This window comes from Streptomyces sp. NPDC008092 (assembly GCF_042957285.1).
Taxonomy (GTDB): Bacteria; Actinomycetota; Actinomycetes; order Streptomycetales; family Streptomycetaceae; genus Streptomyces.
The window spans coordinates 327,247-340,919 of sequence record NZ_JBIBHY010000010.1; the positions used below are offsets into that span (position 1 = coordinate 327,247).

Genomic DNA, 13,673 nt, shown 5'->3' on the forward strand with positions numbered 1-13,673 from the left:
TCCGGCCTTGGGGCTCGGGTTCGGAGCCGGGTCCGGGTTCGGGGCGGGCTGGGACGGTTGCCGGCCGGCCTGCGGGTGTGTCACTTGCCCGAGATTACGAGTCTTCGTCCACCCGTGCCAGGAACTCCCCCAACGCCCGGTTGAACTCCTCCGGGCGTTCCAGGTTCGGCATGTGGGCCGCCGCGTCGATGATCCGGAGCGTGGAGTCGGGGAGGAGGGCGTGCATCGCCTCGGCGTCGGAGACGGGGGTGTACTCGTCGTCCGCGCCGACCACGACCAGGGCGGGGACCGTCGCCGCTGCCAGCAGGGGGCGGTAGTCGGGGCGTTCGGCGCGGCCGCGCAGGGCGGCCGCGGCGCCCTCGGGGGGCGTGGCCGTCATCATGCGGTGGACGTGGGCCTTCACGTCGGGGCGGGCGTCCGGGGCGACCATCTTCTCCAGGACCTCGTCGGCGTAGCCGCGCATGCCCTCGCTCAGGAGCCGGTCGGCCATGGCGTTGCGGGCCCGTCTGCCCTCCGGGGTCTCCGGGTCGGGGAAGGTGTCGGCCAGGACCAGGCCCCGGACGCGTCCGGGGCCGAGGCGGTCGTAGCACTCCATCGCGATCTGGCCGCCCATGGAGAGGCCGGCGATCACGCAGGTCCTTATGTCCAGTGCGTCGAGGAGTTCCTCCAGGTCCGCCGCGAAGCGGGCGAGCGGGGTGCTGCCGGGGGTGACCGGGGAGGCGCCGTAGCCGCGCAGGTCGGGGACGACGACCCGGCGGGCCGGCGCGAAGGCGGACACCTGGGGCTGCCACATCGTGCGGTCGAAGGGGTGGCCGTGGACGAGGAGGAGAGGGGTGCGCGGGGTGTGCGGGTTGTGTGGTTCTTGCTGGTCATTGTCGTCGTATGCGAGGAAGGGGGGCATGTGGACGACCCTAGGGAGCCGCAACTCCTCGGTGCAATAAAATCTTTGCCCTCGGTGCAATGTGCAATGCGCAATGGGAGAGGGGGGACGGTGGACGACTTCCGGGGGATCGCCGACCGGATCGCGCTGGACATCGCGAGGGGGCGGCTGCGGGCCGGGCAACGGCTGCCTCCGCAGCGGGCGTTCGCGCGGCGGCACGGGATCGCCGCCTCGACCGCCGGGCGGGTGTACGCCGAACTCGTGCGGCGCGGGCTGGTGGTGGGCGAGGTGGGGCGGGGGACGTTCGTGCGGGCCGCGCAGCCCGTGCCGCAGGGGCGGGCGCTGGTCGAGGGCGGTGCCGCCCGCGTCAATCTGGAGCTCAACTACCCGTCCGTACCGGGGCAGTCGGAGCTGCTTGCCCCGGCCCTCGCGCCGCTGCTGCGGCCCGACGCGCTCACCGACGCCCTGCGGCCGGCCGCCGCCGACGGCACCCCGCACGCCCGGGAGGCCGCCGCCGAGCTGCTCGCCACCGGCGACTGGCGGCCCGGCCCCGGCCGCGTCCTCTTCACCGGCAACGCCCGGCAGGCGATCGCCGCCACCCTGGGGTCCCTGGTGCGGCCGGGCGGCCGGGTCGGGGTGGAGCCGTTGACGTATCCGCTGGTCAAGGAGATCGCCGGGCGGCTCGGTGTCACGCTCGTCCCGGTGCGGGCGGACGAGGAGGGGCCCGTCGTCGAGTCCGTTCGCGCCGTGCACCGGTCCGCGCCGCTCTCCGCGCTCTACCTCCAGCCGACCCTGCACAATCCGACGTCGGTGACCGTCCCGGCCGAGCGTCGGCTCCAACTGGCACGGGCTGTGACCGACTTGGGGCTTCCCGTCGTCGAGGATCGGATCTGGTCGTTTCTGCACGACGGTCCCGAGCCGCCGCTCGCCGCCCTCGCGCCGCGGCTCGTCCATCTCGTCGACGGACTCTCCAAGCGGGTCGCGCCCGGTCTCACCGCCGGGTTCGCCGTCGTACCGGAGGACCGGGTGGACGCGGTGGCGGCGGCGGTGCGGTCCGGGGGGTGGAGCGCGGGGACGTTCGCGCTGGAGGCCGCGGTGCGGTGGATCGGGGACGGGACCGTGGCGCGGCTCGTGGCGGCCAAGCGGGAGCAGGCCGCACGGCGGCAGCGGCTCGTCCGCGAGGCGCTGGCCGGGTTCGCCGTACGGGCCGATCCCCACGGCTACTTCGCCTGGTGGGAGCTGCCCGAGCCGTGGCGGGCGGACGGTTTCACGGCGGCCGCGGCCGCCCGCGGGATCGCCGTCACGCCCGGTACCGCCTTCCGCGTGGACCCGAAGCGGACGCCGGACGCGGTACGGCTCGGGCTCGCGTCGGCCGCGGAACCGGAGCTGGCGGGGGCGCTGCGGACCCTGGCCGCCCTCGCGGCGCACGGCCCGCGGTAGCTCCCGCCGGCTGCGGTTCCGGCTGCGCGGCAGCCCCCGGTGGTTCCGGCTGCGCGGCAGCCCCCGGTGGTTCCGGCTGCGCGGCAGCCCCCGGTGGTTCCGGCTGCGCGGCAGCCCTCGGCGGAGGGTCAGTCCAGCAGGCCGTCGTAGTCCGGCAGCTTGTAGGTGGTGTCGGCGTACCCGCCGGTCAGGTCCGTCGTGTTGTTGCCGATGTTGGCGATGATGTCGTAGCCGTTCGCCTCGATCGCCTTGCGCTGCGAGGTCTTGAAGTCCGCGACGGACTCGGTGAGCAGCTGGGCGACCGTGCGCGCGTAGAGGCCGTCGACCGTGTAGCCGACCGACTTGAGGTTGGCCTTGGTCACCACGTTGTACAGGTCGCTGCGGGCGCTGACGAAGAACACGCTGACGCCCTTGGCGTGCGCGTCCTGGGCGAGGGCGAGCACCGGCGGGGTGGCGGGGATGGTGAGGCCGCCCTCGAAGTAGGTCTCCAGCGAGGTGTTGTCGATGTCGAGGACGATCGCCTGCTTGGCGCCGGAGGTGTTGGCGGCGGCGCGGTCGTCGATGTAGGTCTGCGCGGGGCCGGTGACGGCGGCGACGTCGGACAGCCACTGGGCCTCGGTGACGGTCGAGTCGGCGGCCTGCGCGGGCAGTGCGGCGGCGAACGACAGGGCGAGGCCGGCCGTGAGGACGACGGCGGCTCGGCGCGCGGTGGGACGGTTCATCGGGTGGGGGCTCCTCGGGTCGCGTCGGCGTCGGCCGCCGGTGTTCCGTACCGGTGGCCGTCGCCCAGCCACGGTGGTCGGCCGGTGCGCCCGCCGGGTGACACCCGGAGAAGCAGCCGGTTACATGACTGGCATGTTCTGGTCAGGAGTCTGTGAATCGGCCCTGAGGGACGCGGAATCGGCGTCGGCATCGGCCGTACCGGCGGCCGCTCGCCGCGTCTCCTCCGGCCCGGACCGGCGCAGCCGTCCGCCGGCCCAGGCCGCCGCGGCCACCGTCAGGCCGAGGGCCACGAGCAGCCAGGCGACCGTGCGCAGGGTGGACGTCAGGGCGTCGTAGACGGCGGCCGCGGCCGGGTGCGAGACGTCCGGCGGCAGGTCGGCCAGGGTGAGCCGGCGGCCGACCACGAGAGCGAGGCCGAGCAGGGCGCCGCCCAGGGCCGTGCCCAGCGCGGTCGCCGTGACGGCACGGCGGCGGCGGACGGCGAGGGCGATGCCGCCGACCGCGAAGACGACGGCGGCGACGGGCAGCCAGAAGCCGGCGACCTCAAGCACGTGGAACCCCTTCCGGAGCCGGTCCAGTTCGGCCGCCGGCAGTACCGCGACGGCCGTGTGCTGGACCGGGATGCGGGCCGCGAGCGGCACATGGTCCTGGGTGAGCTGGTCCTTGACCTGGGCGGTGACCGGCGCGAGGTCGACGGTCACGGGCTCCTCGCGCTCGCCCTGGAGCGCGCGCAGCACGGCGTCGTGGGTGGCCCGGTTGCCGGCGTCCCAGGCCAGCCGGAACGCCCGGGTCTGGGTGAACGACCGGACCGCGTCGCGCACGAACGGCGCGACCGTGCCGCGCATCGGCCGGCCGACGTCCACCTCGCGCATGATGCCGTCGCCGACGGTGTCCGCCACGGCGTCCCGGACGTCCGGGTCGTCGGCCAGCGGCGCCATCGTGCTGACGTACTGTCCGGTGTCCGCCAGCCCGTACGCCGCCCAGGCCGCGAGCGCGCCGAACGGCAGCAGCAGGCAGCCCAGCGCGATCAGCAGGGCCGACAGGGCGCGCCGGAGACCTGAGGGCGGCGCGGGCCAGGAGGACCCCGGGGGCACTGAGGGCACGCTTCCAGGCAAGCCCCTGAGGGCCGGTCAGGCGAGCGGGGCGACTGCATTCGGGGGTGCCGCGGGGCGCGGGACGGGCCGAACGGGCGGTACGCCGGTGCGGGCCCCCGGGAAACCCGGGACACCCCGGAAACCCTTGGGGCGCCGCGCTCCGGTGGAGGGTTGACCCGAACGGGTGTTTCCTGGTTTGGGAGCGTCGTCGGGCGCCCACGGCGCCTCGGCGACTGGTGAGGGGAAACAGGGGAACACGTGGACCCCGGCCGTGGGGGCCGGGGTCCACGCACAGCGCCGCGCGGCTACCGGATGCGGTGTCCGGCCGCGTCCTCGTGCGTGTAGAACCGGTAGAACATCACGATGAACGTCACCGCCGCGACCGCGAGCGCCATGGCGACGGACCGGAGGATCGAGTCGCCGCTCTGGCTGTACAGGAAGCCGAAGGCGATGCCGATGAACGCGGTCCACACCACGGCGTGCAGTTCCCGCCGCAGCCGTGGGGCGATGGTCAGCACGGCGAACAGCACCACCGCGAAGACGAGCGCGGTCAGGAACCCGAACAGCAGGTTCCAGCCGGTGATGGGCCCGCCCATGCGCCGGTTGGCCGCGGCCCAGTAGCCGTAGATCAGCCCGGTCACGACCGGTATGGCCACCCGGGCCCTGGCGTGCATCCGCGTACTGAACACGTCGGGCGTCCGGCCGCTCCGGGGCATACCGCCGGACGTGGGTGCCGCTTGAGCCATGAGCGTGCTCCTCTCACCTCGCCCCCACCTTCCAGAGCACACCTGCGGGTACCCCCTGGCAAGTCGGTCGGCACATTCCGTACGACGCTCTGTACGACGTGCGATGCGTCCGCGCCCGTGTTTCCCTGACTCTCGTGACCGACCACCAGGCCCTGCGGCGGCGCACGGAGCTGTGGTGGGCCAGGGGCCGGAGCATCTCCTGGGTGGCGCCGCTCCTGCTGCTCGCCGGGATCACGGCGGTCGACCTCAACACCACGGAGCGGTTCCGGATCGTCTCCTGGATCGTTCTGGTGCCCGGTATCGCGGCGGCGATCTGCGGGGTGTGGACGACGGCGGTCTTCGCGGTGCTGTCGGTCCTCGACTACGTCGCCGTGGACAGCGCCTGGCCCCACCAGTACCAGGCCGGGCTGCCCGACTTCATACTGGTCGCCTTCGCGGGGCTGCTGGCCATCCTCGCCTGCGCGGTCCGCAGGAACAGCGAGCGGCGGATGCTGCACATGCGGGACATCGCCGAGACGACCCGGCGCACCGTGCTGCGGCCGCTGCCGCCGGGGTGGGCCGGGCTGGACCACGCGGCGGTGTACCTGGCCGCCGACACCCAGGCCCGGGTGGGCGGCGACTTCTACGACATCCAGCCGGGGATGTACGGCACGCGGGTGCTGGTCGGGGACGTCCAGGGCAAGGGGCTGGGGGCGGTGGAGACGGCGGCGGCGCTGCTGGGGACGTTCCGCGAGGCGGGCTACCACGAACGGGACCTGGCGACGGTGGCCGACCGGCTGGAGACCCGGATGATCCGGCACCGGCGTCACACGGTGGCGCTGGGCCGCGACGACGGCGACCGCTTCGCCACGGCGGTCCTGCTGGGCTTTCCGCCGGACGCCCCGGACGTCGTGGAACTGATCAACTTCGGTCACGAGCCGCCGCTGGCGGTGGGGCCGACGGGGGTCCGCCCCCTGCCCCCGGGCGGCGGACTCCCCCTCGGCATGGCCGACCTCACCACCGCGACCGGCCCGCCGCCCACCCTCACCGTCTCCCTCGCCCCCGACGAGACCCTCCTCATCACCACGGACGGCGTGACGGAGGCGAGGAACACGGACGGCGCGTTCTTCGACCTCCCCCGGACCGCAGCCCTGGCCCCGGCCCCCGCCCCGACCCCCCTCGTCGCCCACATCCGCGACGGCGTGCTCCGCCACACCCGCGGCCGCCTCTCCGACGACACCACGATCTTCGCGATCCGCCGGACCCCCTAGAGCCACGGGACCACGACGCCCCGTCAGGGGCGCTGGGGGTACCCCCGGCCGAAGGCCGGGGGAGGAACCGCGCGACCGGCCACGACGGCGCGGTACCGATCGCCGTTGCGGCGGCGATCCGTGGGGGCAGTGGAGAAGTGCGGCGAAGGCTCGAAGGCTCAGGGAGCGGGGCAGGGAAGGTGGTGACGGTGTACCCCTCCGGGGGCGTACCGGTTGTTACCCGGCTCAAACATCCCCCGTACCCCCCGCTTTGCAAGCGCAGCCGTTACCGTGCTGGCGTAAGTGAAACCGGGGAACAAAGGGGGAGGGCCCGATGCCCGGAACCGTGCTGCTGATCGCGGCCTCGCCGACAGGCAAAGCGCGCATGGTGGACGCGGCCTCCGTGCTGTCCGTGCTCGCGGCCGTGCCCCCGGCGATACTCTCCGGCACCGAGACCGCGAACGTCGTCGAACTCGCCGACCCCCTGGAGCCGCAGGCCGTCCTGACCCGGCTGCGGGCCGCCGCGGCCGCCCCCGGCCCGCTCACCGTGTTCGTCACGGGCCAGCTCCACCTGGACCGCAAGCAGCGGCTGCCGCATCTCGCGCTGGCCCGGACCACGCCGGCCACCGTCCGTTACACCGGCCTGCCCTGGCACTGGGTCCGGGAGGAGCTGCGGCTGCGGCCGGCCGGCGCGACGACGCTGGTGCTGGATCTGCACGCGGACCCGGAGACCTGGGAGCAGTTGCACACGGTTCCGCTCGACTGCGGGCGGAACAACGCCGTGCACGGGCGGATCGCGCCGCCGCCCGCCCGGCGGGAGGTCGCCGCACCGTCGTACATGAAGGCCGTGGCGACCGTGCTGCGGAGCGGGCACCGGCCGGCGATGGCGGAGCTGCACCGGCAGGTGCTCGCGCGGCTCGGGGCGGAGGCCGCTTCCGGCTTCCTGCTCAGCACGCACACCCCGGACAGCGGGGATCCGCACGACGCCATCAGCACGGCCGTGCGGGAGGGGCGGCACACCGAGGCGGACGAACTCGCCGCCCGCTGGGAGCAGGCGGCCGCGCGGGCGCACGGACCGGCCTCCGAGGACGCCCTGCACTGGTCCGAGGTACGGGCCGACCTCGCGATGTTCGCGGGGGACGCGGCGCGCAGCTGCCGTACCTGGCTGACCGTGGCGCACGCCCGGCTGGCCGCGGGACAGCCGGCCGACGCGCCGGCCGTGGAGTCGGCCGCGGACCGGGCCCACCACCAGTGGGGCGCCATCAAGGACACGGCGCGGGCCCGTGAACTCGGGCCCGCGCTCGCGGAGTTGCGACTGAGGGTGCCGGGCCGCCGGGAGGGTGCGCTGGAGAACGTCCAGCAGCAGCTGCGGCAGCTCCAGACGCATTAGACGTTCACGGCGGGCGGCCGCGCGAACCGATGTGGTTCGTGCGGCCGCGCGGCACTCAAGCGTGGGTCAGTCGCTTCGCCGACGCATGAAGGAAACCGTCCTCGCCGTGTTCTGGTCGAACGGGCGGGCGGGGAAGGTGAATTCTCCCTTGATCACCTCGGGTGCGCCGTGGGTGGCCGTGGTCACGCCCGACGAAAAGGCGACCGCGAGAATCTCGGCCAGCATGCTGTTGGTGCCGGCTTCCGGGAACGGCATGATCGCCTGAAACGCGTCGTGCTCGTAGGGCTCCAGCCAGTCCCGATCCGCGGCCACAGTCAGCCAGTCCCCGTCGGACCGGATCTGGATGTTCTCCGCACCCAGGATCAGAGCCTCGGTGGCGATCATGCCGGCAAGCTCGACAGGGTCGTAGGTACCCGAGCGAAAGAACATGCTCTCATTCGTGCGCAGGTAATCCGTCACGTCGATCGAGGTGATGTCGTCAGGGCCGTATGGCACTCGCACTGGTTATCGGTACACCTTCTGTTTTTGCGGGTCGTAGGTCACAAGGCCATGATCCTGCGCCAAGGAGACGAGCGGGGCTGCGATCTCGTCTTTCCGAGACCAGGCGATGGCAACGAGAACACATTCCCCGTTGGAGTAGACGGGTGAGGACCAGGGGGAGTGTTCCGCGTTCTGTTCCGATAGGTCGGGGTAAGCCCGCAGAACGTCGCGACGGAAATCCGATACCCTCGGGTTCTCCGCCACGACTCCTGACTCCCCGTCCGTCATGGCGTCGTATTTCTGGTACGCCACTTCCGCGTCGATTTCTTCTTCCTCGTACCAGAACGCCAAGTCGTAGCTCATGCTTTCCCCTCGTATGGCACAGTGTGGGTGCCGCACGTGCTCGGCACCCACACTGTTTCAAGTCGGTTGACTAATTGTCCAGATGCTCGCGCGACTTCATACTACCGGGCGGGATCCAGGAGTCGAACACCCCTACGAGCTTTATACCGTCCTTGGTGGTGACGGTATTTCCGGGAGTGTTCAACCAATCGTCGAATTTCTTCTGGTCCGGGTTGCGCTTGGCGGTTGCGCCCTTGGTCTCGATTCCGTACCATTGACCGTTTATTTTGACCAGTCCGTCGAACTTGCGAACTTTGAAACCAGGGACTTTTACCGCGACCTCCTTACGGATGACTGTCGCACCGTCCAACTCCAGGTTCTCCCACGTCGTCAGTTCGTCGTTCGAGCCGTCGCGTCCTTCTTCACCGTTACGTCGGGCGTACTTTCCCTTGGCGTTCCTGGGAGCTATGCCACCCGACTCAAGGATCGACGTCTCGGATTCGTACGCCCCCCGCCGCCATCCGCTCAGGCCGCCGATGACAGTCACGCCCAGCTGCTGGGCGAGTTCGTCGGCTGCAGCGCCGTACAGGTCGGCGAGTTCGTCGCAGCCCTGCTGGCGGAGCATGTACTCGGCGCGGTAGAGGCGGTAGGCGGGGCGGACGGGGAGGTACTTGTCGAGGAAGGCGCCGGCGCCGCCGTTGGCTCCGGTGACGGCGTCGTAGGCGTCGCCGAGGAAGTCGAAAGGCGACTTGAGGCCTTCCAGGAAGCCGTCACCGAAGACTTTGAGGCCCTCACCAACGCTGTGGACGTGCCCGTCGCCGGAGCCCTGCGGAGTCATGCCGCTGGGGTCGGTGTAGAGGGTGGGTGCGTCGTTGGCGTAGGCGTAGGCCGAGGTGTAGGCGCTGTTGCGGTCGGGGGTTGCGGGGTCGGTGCTGGTGAAGCGGCCGGTGGTGGGGGTGTACTGGCGGGCGTGGAGGTCGAGGTTGCCGGTGGTGGGTTCGTAGCGGGCGCCGGTGTAGCCGGGCGTGCTCGCGGGGGCGCCGGCGGTGACGGTGTTGAGGGTGCGGGTGCCGTAGGGGTCGTACGTCCAGCGCTGGTAGAGGGTGCCGGTGCTGCCGGTGACGTCGACCGGGGAGCCCTGGGTGTCGTGGTGGTAGTAGAAGAGGGCGCCCGAGGCGGTCTCGGTGGCGGCGGGCTGGCCGAGCGGGTCGTAGCGGTAGGACTGCTTGATCGCTCCGGCGCTGTCGTACTCGGTGGCCAGTTGCGGGACCGATGCGCTGAGGTCCCAGTCGAGGCGGCCCTGGACGGTGCCTGCCTTGCTGGTGGTCAGCTGGTTGCCAGCACCGTCGTGGGTGTAGGTGTAGTTGTTGCCGGCGATGGTGGCGGCGGAGACCTGTCCGGCGAGGTCGTAGGTGTAGGTGTCGGCGCCGGCCTTGGTCTGATTGCCCTCGCCGTCATAGGAGAAGGCGGTGGTGGTGGAGCCGGTGGTGGTGGACTTCAGCTCATCGGCGTCGTCGTAGCCGTAGCTGGTACTGGTCGTGCCGAGCGTCGAGGTGAGGCGGTTGCCGACCTTGTCGTAGGTGTAGGTGGTGGCCCGGGCGGCGGGGCAGCCCACGTCGGTGGGCTGGGGGGCGCAGCCGGACGCCAGGCGGCCGACGTCGTCGTAGGTCAGGTCCCAGCCGCCGCTGCCGATACCCGCGCGGCTGACGTATTCGCGGACCGGTAGGCCGCCGGGGGACAGCGCGAGGGAGGTGCTGGTGACGGTGGTGCCGGACTTGGCGGAAGTGACCGCGGTCAGGCGTCCGTCGTGGTCGTACTGCCGGGTCTCGGTCTCGGTGTCGGGCAGGGTGGTGGTGGTCAGGTTGCCTGCGGCGTCGTAGGCGTAGCTGGTGGTCTTGGAGTCGGCCGTCATGGTCTTGGCGCGGCCGTCGTCGTCGTAGGTGTAGCCGATGGCGTTGCCGTCGCCGAGGGTGCGGCTGAGCATGTGCCCGGCGGCGTCGTAGCCGTAGCTGACGTCCGGGGTGGAGTCGGAGTAGTCGGTCTTGGCGAGCAGGTTCCGGGCGTCGTACGTGAGGGTGGTGGTGCCGCGTGGCGTGGTTGTGCCGTTCTGGTTGCCGTCGGCGTCGTAGGAGTAGGTGGTTGCCCGGTTCAGCGGATCGGTGACCGAGTGCAGACGGTGGTCGTCGTCGTAGTCGTAGGTGGTGACGTGGTTGTTCGCGTCGGTGCGCGTCTTCAGGTCGCCGACCTCGTCGTACCCGTACACCGTGCTGCCGCCGTCGAAGGCGCTCACCTTGGTCAGCCGGTCGAGGAGGTCGTAGCCGTAGGTGGTGACCCGGTCGTCGGCATCGTTGACCCTGGTGACGTTCCCGTTCGCGTCGTAGTAGGCGTTGGTGGTCGCGCCGTACGAGTCGGTGACGGTCTTCTGATAGCCGTCCGGGTTGTACTCGTACCAGGTGGTGTAGTCGTCCGGCGTGGCTCCGGCGACATTGCCCCGGGGGTCGGTGGCCGAAGAAAGCCGGCCGTCGGCGTCGTAGGTCCAGCTCTCCTCGTAGCCCAGCGGTGAGGTGGTGCTGAGCATGTTGCCGTCGGCGTCGTAGTCGTAGGTGGTCGTCTTGGTCAGCTGGTCGGTGGTGGTGTGGAGCCGGTTGTTCTTGTCGTAGGTCGAGCTGACGCTCTTGGTGTACGGGTCGGTGACCTTCGTGACGTTGTCGTTGGCGTCGTACTCGTAGAGGGTCGGCTTCTTCAGCGCGTCGGTGACCTTGACGGGCCGGTTCACGGCGTCGTAATCGGTGGTCACGTACGCGCCGGTCGGGTCCGTGACCTTGGTGCGGTTGCCGGCGTCGTCGTACTCGTAACTCGTCGTGTAGGTGACCGGGTTGGCGCCGGGAAGATTGCCGCGAGCGGACACAGTGCTGCTCAGCCGGCCCAGCTTGTCGTAGTTCCAGACCGTTTTGTTCTGGAGCGGGTCGGTCTCCGAGGTGACATTGCCGTACGTGTCGAAGGTCCGGATGATCGATTTGTTGAGTGCGTCCGTGGTCTTGGTGAGGTTGCCGGCGTCGTCGTACTCGTAGCGCGTGAAATTGCCCGACGGGTCCTCGACGGACTTCAGTTGCTCGGCGCCGTTGTATTCGTATGTGGTAGTTCGGTTCAGCGGGTCGGTGACAGACTTCAGCAGACCGCGCCCGTCGTAGGCGTAGTTGGTGGTGTACGCGGCCGGGTCGGCACCGGACACATTGCCGCGCGGGCTGGTCCTGGTCAGGATGCGGCCCGCGGCGTCGTAGGTGAAGGTGGTCTTCTCACCCAGCGGAGTCGTCACCGACGTCCGGTTGCCGGCGCTGTCGTAGTCGTACGTCGTCTGGTTCCCGCGCGGGGTGGTGACGGTATGCAGGGCGCCCAGCGCGGTGTACGTGTACGACGTCTTCCCGCCCATCGGGTCGGTGCTGGTGGTCAGCTGGTTGGACGCGTTGTAGCCGTACGACGTCGTGTAGGTGCGGCCGTCGGTGTGGCTCTTGACGTTGCCCGCGCTGTCGTAGGTCCAGCTCTCGGAGTAGCCGAGTGAGCTGGGTGCACTTCGGGAGAGCATGTGCCCGGCGCTGTCGTACGTCATCGACGTGGTGTTGCCGCGCTGGTCGGTGATGTCGACCGGGCGCAGCTTCTGGTCGTAGTCGTACGAGACGGTCTTGCCGTAGGGGTCGATGCTCTCCATCAGCACGTTGCCGGAGTACAAGTCGGTCCACACGCCCCCGTCGGGTGCGGTGGTGTACGACTCGTGGCTGCTGTCGTCCGTGTCGTCCCAGGTGAAGTCGGTGGTCTTGTCGTTCTGGTCGGTCTGGGTCTTGATCCGCCCGTCCGGGTAGTACGTGTTGGAGACCGTGCCGCCGGCCGGGTCGGTGTACGAGGACAGCCGCTTGTCCGCGTTGTAGGCGTAGTGGGAGGTCCGGCCCGCCGGATCCGTGACCGAGGTCAGCAGGCCGCCGTCGTAGCCGTAGGAGACCGATGTCGTGTCGGGGAGGTCCACCTTGCTGAGCAGGCCGTCGGCGTTGAACGTGAAGCCGGTGGTGCGGCCCGCCGCGTCCTTGACCGAGGACAGCTTGCCGGAGGTGTAGGTCAGGGTCAGGCCCTGGCCCGCCTTGTCGACCACGGATGTCAGCTGACCGGAACCGCTGAACGTGCGTCTGGTCTGGTCCGGGGTGGTGAGTGTGTAGGTGCTGCCGCTCTTGGCGAGCTTCGCCGTCGACGCGGCCGGTGTGGTGTACGTGCCGTCACTGGCCTGTGTGAAGACGAAGCTCGCCCCGTCGTCGGCCTGGTAGGTCACCGAGCCGGAGGAGACCGTCAGCTTCGAGTCGAACGGTGTCGCCCAGCCGGGGCCGAGCAGTCCGCTCGTGGCGGAGTCGGAGCGGTAGGTGCGGTCCAGGGACACCTGGGTGCCGACGCCGGTCATCTTCGCGTCGGTGAGCCGCTCGTAGAACATGCCGGTGGCCGTGTCGACCGGGTCGGCCCGGTGCGCCTGCCCGTAGCAGGAGCAGATGCCCGCCTGCGCGCCGGGGATGCCCGGCGTGTAGAAGGCCGTCACCAGCGGGGAGGTGGTCCCCCTCGGACTGTAGGTACCGTCCGCGCCTGTCATGAAGAAATAGGCGTAGTACTTCTTGCCGTCCTGGAGAAGACCGCCGAGTTTGTTGGACATCCACCAGAAGCACTGGTCGGCCGGGTGGGAGTCGGCCGGCCACCAGCCGTAGCACCAGGCGCCGTTGTCCGGGGTGTTGCCCACCGGATTGTCGGTGGCCTTCTTGACCTCGTGCTGGTAGACGTAGTTGCCGTTCTCGTCCAGGAGGTACATCCACAGCCCGGAGTACGAGGAGGCGGTGGTGCCGGCGGCGAACTGCAGATATCCGCCGATCGTCAGGGAATCCGGATAGGCGACGGCGGTGGAGGACACCCAGGCCGGGTCGGCGGTGGTCGCGGCGGCCAGGGTCGTCGCTCCGCTCATGGCCGAGGGCTTGGCGGCGGGCCCCTGCTTCGGGAGCTTCTGCGGCCTGCTGTGCGGCTTCCGGGTCGGCTTACCCGGACCCTTGCCGTGAGAATTCCGGAACTTTCCCATCGGCGACAGGCCGTCCCTGGACTGCTTCACCTGCTCGCGCCGCTCGGAGAGCGTCATGGCCTTGGGCGGCTTGGGCAGGTCCGCGGCCGTCCGGGTGGCTGCGGCGGAGGTGGCTGCGGCTGGGGAGGCGGCGGGGCGGTCGGGGAGGGCCCAGGCCGGTACGACGCCCGCGATGGCTGTCAAGGCCAGCGCCAGGGCCGTTATGAGCGATCTTCGTGCTCGTGTGTGCACTGTGCATCCCTTGTGTGGAG

The 13,673-nt window shown here is 70.7% G+C and carries 10 protein-coding genes; 3 read left to right on the top strand and 7 right to left on the bottom strand.

Features of this window, described 5'->3' with window-relative positions; all coding sequences use genetic code 11:
* Positions 1–94: 94 nt before the first annotated feature.
* Positions 95–901 carry an alpha/beta fold hydrolase gene (locus ACFZB3_RS31360; protein WP_391381190.1) on the bottom strand — a complete coding sequence of 269 codons (807 nt, stop codon included), beginning with the start codon at positions 899–901 and terminating at the stop codon, positions 95–97.
* A 90-nt stretch (positions 902–991) separates the two neighbouring features.
* Here ACFZB3_RS31360 and ACFZB3_RS31365 point away from each other — a divergent pair, with 90 nt between their 5' ends.
* Positions 992–2,320 carry an aminotransferase class I/II-fold pyridoxal phosphate-dependent enzyme gene (locus ACFZB3_RS31365; RefSeq protein ID WP_391381193.1) on the top strand — a complete coding sequence of 443 codons (1,329 nt, stop codon included), beginning with the start codon at positions 992–994 and terminating at the stop codon, positions 2,318–2,320.
* 128 nt (positions 2,321–2,448) lie between these two features.
* Here ACFZB3_RS31365 and ACFZB3_RS31370 read toward each other — a convergent pair whose 3' ends face one another.
* The 3 genes from ACFZB3_RS31370 to ACFZB3_RS31380 form a co-directional block, all read right to left on the bottom strand.
* The gene (locus ACFZB3_RS31370; protein ID WP_391381195.1) at positions 2,449–3,042 is read right to left on the bottom strand and encodes an HAD family acid phosphatase; all 594 of its coding nucleotides are present in this window, start codon (positions 3,040–3,042) and stop codon (positions 2,449–2,451) included.
* A gap of 120 nt (positions 3,043–3,162) precedes the next feature.
* On the bottom strand, positions 3,163–4,146 hold the full coding sequence (locus ACFZB3_RS31375; protein ID WP_391381197.1) for a hypothetical protein: 984 nt from the start codon (positions 4,144–4,146) through the stop codon (positions 3,163–3,165).
* A 296-nt stretch (positions 4,147–4,442) separates the two neighbouring features.
* Positions 4,443–4,883 carry a hypothetical protein gene (locus ACFZB3_RS31380; protein ID WP_391381200.1) on the bottom strand — a complete coding sequence of 147 codons (441 nt, stop codon included), beginning with the start codon at positions 4,881–4,883 and terminating at the stop codon, positions 4,443–4,445.
* A gap of 134 nt (positions 4,884–5,017) precedes the next feature.
* On the opposite strand from ACFZB3_RS31380, the gene ACFZB3_RS31385 reads away from it, so the two are divergent.
* Complete coding sequence (locus tag ACFZB3_RS31385) at positions 5,018–6,133, top strand: SpoIIE family protein phosphatase (RefSeq protein WP_391381202.1); 1,116 nt, start codon at positions 5,018–5,020, stop codon at positions 6,131–6,133.
* Between the two features lie 313 nt (positions 6,134–6,446).
* Positions 6,447–7,502 (top strand): hypothetical protein, encoded by a 1,056-nt coding sequence (locus ACFZB3_RS31390; protein ID WP_391381204.1) that lies wholly within the window; start codon positions 6,447–6,449, stop codon positions 7,500–7,502.
* A 66-nt stretch (positions 7,503–7,568) separates the two neighbouring features.
* Here ACFZB3_RS31390 and ACFZB3_RS31395 read toward each other — a convergent pair whose 3' ends face one another.
* The 3 genes from ACFZB3_RS31395 to ACFZB3_RS31405 form a co-directional block, all read right to left on the bottom strand.
* Entirely contained in the window at positions 7,569–7,997 is a 429-nt protein-coding gene (locus ACFZB3_RS31395) for a hypothetical protein (protein WP_391381206.1), read from the bottom strand.
* Between the two features lie 9 nt (positions 7,998–8,006).
* Entirely contained in the window at positions 8,007–8,345 is a 339-nt protein-coding gene (locus ACFZB3_RS31400) for a hypothetical protein (RefSeq protein WP_391381208.1), read from the bottom strand.
* A 70-nt stretch (positions 8,346–8,415) separates the two neighbouring features.
* Positions 8,416–13,479 (bottom strand): DUF6531 domain-containing protein, encoded by a 5,064-nt coding sequence (locus ACFZB3_RS31405; protein WP_391381457.1) that lies wholly within the window; start codon positions 13,477–13,479, stop codon positions 8,416–8,418.
* Positions 13,480–13,673 lie beyond the last annotated feature (194 nt).